At 59.1% G+C, this 3,877-nt stretch carries 2 protein-coding genes; one reads left to right on the top strand and one right to left on the bottom strand.

Features of this window, described 5'->3' with window-relative positions; genetic code table 11:
- A partial coding sequence (locus BW967_RS18325; RefSeq protein ID WP_175610486.1) for a nitrate- and nitrite sensing domain-containing protein occupies nt 1-853 on the bottom strand: 853 nt, incomplete at its 3' end.
- A 1,185-nt stretch (nt 854-2,038) separates the two neighbouring features.
- Here BW967_RS18325 and BW967_RS18320 point away from each other — a divergent pair.
- Nucleotides 2,039-3,382, top strand: a complete 1,344-nt coding sequence (locus tag BW967_RS18320; RefSeq protein WP_076486563.1) for a hypothetical protein — start codon at nt 2,039-2,041, stop codon at nt 3,380-3,382.
- Nucleotides 3,383-3,877: the final 495 nt, after the last annotated feature.

Genomic DNA, 3,877 nt, shown 5'->3' with positions numbered 1-3,877 from the left:
TGCCGTTGCCGATGGCCAGTTCGGCCTCTTTCATGGCTTCAATGCGTGCCGTCGTCGTTGCGAAAAACGTCTCCCCAGTAACGCCCGCTAGGTCATGCGTGTCTGGCGAGGCGAAAGCGATTTTGCGTAATTTCGAGAGCTCTGCTGTGGCAGGCAAGGTTTCAACCGGCGCTGCTGCAGCTAGGTCCTCCGGCGCGGCAAGCGCGTCAAAGAACAACATGGCCTGATCCTGTTGGGCCACCATCGTGCGCATGGCCAAAAGGATTGGCGTGTCGAAAACGCCCTTGCGATAGGCGCCAGACCCCAAAGCGCGTTCTAGCCCGGCACGTTCCTTGGCTGTCATGAATGCTGCGAAGGCGACAATCCTATTACTGATCTGCGCATCGGAACTGGCCTCGGCCAATTCATTGACGAGTTGAAGCACATCGGCGTTCATCTCAGTGAAGTATCCGAGCGCCTCGGGCAGCGGCAGGCTGCGCGCATCAATCCCCCCGCGTATTTCTGTCGAGCGATCAAAATCTCCGGCCAATTCGCTTACGAGCGCAGAAATTTGGCTCGGAAGCCTTTCGAGGCCGATCACATCGGCTTGCACCAAAAGCGCTTCTCGCGCTGCATCGCTCGACGCACGCTGCGCGACCAGTCGCTCGGGCGGGCTGGCTTCCTGACCATTCAGGAACAGACTTGTCATACCACGTTCAAGCTGTTGCGCATGCGCGACTGCACCGGCGGCTTGGGCCAAGGTCATCAACTGTTGGACCTTGCGGGCATCGTTCAAAATGGTCCACCGTTCAACGATCAGAAAAGACCCGAACACCAATGCGAGAAGCGCAGGCAAAGCCAGCGATACCGCCATGACGCGACGCAGGGAGGTGAGGGGAAGATTAACACGGGTCATCATTACCAGCCGCAATAGAACACGTAGAAAAAATGCGGCGGCTTTCCTAAAGCTTTGCAAAAGTCGGCAGGAACGGAACGCGTTCAGGCCATCGAAATACGCAAATCTATGATTCAGATATGGTTTTTATTCTGTAAAATGCCATTGATCGGGGTGGCGAGTGTCTTGGTGGGTTAGTTCTTGCCGACCTCGCGCGCGGCAACAGGTGCGAGGCGCATTGTGGCGACTCGAAAGCTATCCTTCATCGGACACTCATGGCCGAGATCGGTCTGCGTCGGTGAAAGCAGTATGCAAAACCCTATCTGCTGGGCTTTGATTTTATCGCCGCCCCTCGACGGCATCGAGGGGCCAACGGCCTTGGCGGGCGCATTCAGAAAATAAGTATCGGCAAAGCACCGTAAATATGGACCAAGACCCGATGATGCCGGGCCTTGGTGTAGCTTGCGTCTGTGAGATTGGCGTTGCTCACCTCATTGGCTGTCGACATTGCTTGGCATTGCCCAACTCTCTTGGAAATGGACGCCATTTCGCTTTGATGGTTTGGAGCAGGACTTCCGACTAACGGGCCGCCGCAGGACACCTTGAATGCGGACTTTGGTGCAATCTGCAGCATCCCTCACTCGGGGCTCGAACCGGACGTGCGGCGTTGCGGCGTCCGACGAGATAGAGCGCTACGTCAGACCCTACGTGCTCGGCCCATAGTCGCCTCTCGCATCATTGAGTGCCACGCTCCGTAGCGGTCGGTCGTGCTGCGCGCAGCATGGCCTGTGACCTGCCCCCCTTGTCGGTCCCTTTTTCATAACAAGAGTCTGCGCCTTTCGCCCTGCCGCAGTTGTATCCTACGCTATTGAAGCACCAGAATTGTCGCCAAGGCCTTTTTCGCAAAGCAGGCTATCCCCCACCGGGGGAATAGATCGCATATCTGCATTTGGGCATGTTTTGAAGGCAGCCAGCGCAGTTTCGTGGGCCTGCCCATTTCAGAGAATACTACAAGCTTCGGCGCGATGTGATCGCGTGCGGCACCTGCTGCGCGCAGCGGGGACGACCGTGGCATTTGCTGAAGGGGCGGATGCGGCGCGGCCGGCTGCCTCAAACCTGACTCAACCAAATTTGGCGCATAAGCCGCATTGATGGAGGAAACCAGTGGAACCCTATAACGAGGATGATTTTGAGTTTAAGACTGAAACGGATACGGACGGCGCCCCGGGCGTTCCTCCCGCCGGAGAAGATGGGCAGGAGCCCGGGCACTGTCTAGGCCATACATGGGACGAGATCGCGAAATCTGTAGGGAAAGAGGAAGCCGCCCAAAGCGCGGAACTGGCCTCAAAAATCTTCAGCACCCTCAGCCAAATCGATGAAGATCAAATTCAAAACGTTTCCGATGTCTTCATCCAAGGCTTGACCTTGGGTCTTCTGGAAGGTGCCGCACCCAAGGCCGATGGGCTGGATGCGCTGATCTCGGGCATCGGTGAATCCGCGGGGCCACTGAGCGCGCTCCTTGATCTTGGGCGCGACATCGGAATGAGCGTGGGGACCAGCGGCCTCAACGCCGATGCGCTTTCTGCGCTTGGGATTAAAGGCTTTGGGCCGGATGGCTTCGCCCTTGATGGGGGCTTCGGCCTCAATGACGCCTTCAATCAAATGTCGACGCATTTGAATGGGTTCGGCAAAATGGGGTCCGACCTGTTTGGCAACCAACTTTCGACACTCGATGGCGGTGCCGGTCAAATTGGCCTTAGTGACAGCGAAGCCTTTACCCAATTTGCCGGGATCACAGGTATTGGCGCGGCACTTGTATTCCTTGCCGCGGCTGCCGGCGGGGGCGGGTTTGCGGTGGTTATTGGCACAGGCTATGCTGTTATTGCCGGTTACACCACCTATATGGCAGGCCAAGCAACAGACCCGCCGGATGCTGGCATCCCGCCGGCAGGTACAGGCGAACCTGAGCCCGAACCACCGGAGGATGGCCCAGATGCTGGCCCCAACCCGCCAGCGGGCACAGACCCGGATGACGATGACGAAACTGAAAATGGGGAGCCGGTACCGGAGACGGATACAAGCACGACATCTGATCCGGATTCCTCGCAAACGCCATCTCCCAATGATGACGGTGCCTATGGCAACAGGCCCCTCACTTACGAAGAGGTAATGTCGCAACTCGCCGTCGAAATGGATGGTCTGATCCTGCCGGGCCTTGATACCCCACAGGGCTCTGGGGGGATGTCCCCTGGCGCAGCAGCGCTGGGGGCAAGCATGGCACAAATGATCATTCAAAGCCTGATCAACCCGGCTCCGATTGAGGATGCCCAAGCGATGGCATTTGATATGGCAGGTCTTTCGGACCAAGACCTCGCCGGAGAAATGTTGCCCGATGGCGATTTTGGCGGCTTGGGCAACCCGCCCGAGCCCATCGCGGACGGCCCCATTATCGAAGACCTTGCCGACACGATCATCGTTCAAAGCGATGCCTTCGATTTCTTGGGCTGAGCCTGTCGCGCTTGCCTAACTGCGTCAAGCTTTGAGCGAAAACACAAAACCGCGCGGCAGCTTCGTTGCCGCGCGCCCCTCGCAAATCCCCAAAGGGCGTATAGCCTGAAAGATAGCATTCCCGCCAGACGGCCCTCGGCGCAGGCTTACCATCACCTGCTGCTTGCCCGCCACGCGCTGCTTGTGGCCGAGGGTGCGGTGGTGGAGAGCCTCTGGCCCGGGCCGATCGCCGCCGCCGCGCTTGGCCTCGAGACCTGCGCCGAGTTCGCCCGCGCGAGCGCCTCGGCCGGATTCCCTAGTGGTTTCGGGCGCGCGATCTTGACCTGCTGCGACGGGACCGTTGAAACCCGGTCGCGCCGCGCGCGTCTCGCCCTTGCTGCCTGAACACTTGCCCGCCCGGACCGCGGCGATGAGGCAGCTGCGGTCCATTCAGGGGCGTTGCGTCTGCGCGCCCGGGCGGAACAGCAAAAGCCGCAGCGCGTTCATCGTCACCAG

The sequence above is a fragment of the Rhodobacter aestuarii genome, from assembly GCF_900156655.1.
Classification (GTDB): Bacteria; Pseudomonadota; Alphaproteobacteria; order Rhodobacterales; family Rhodobacteraceae; genus Rhodobacter; species Rhodobacter aestuarii.
Note: the sequence above shows the minus strand (reverse complement) of the source record. Positions and strands in the feature narration are given on the sequence as shown.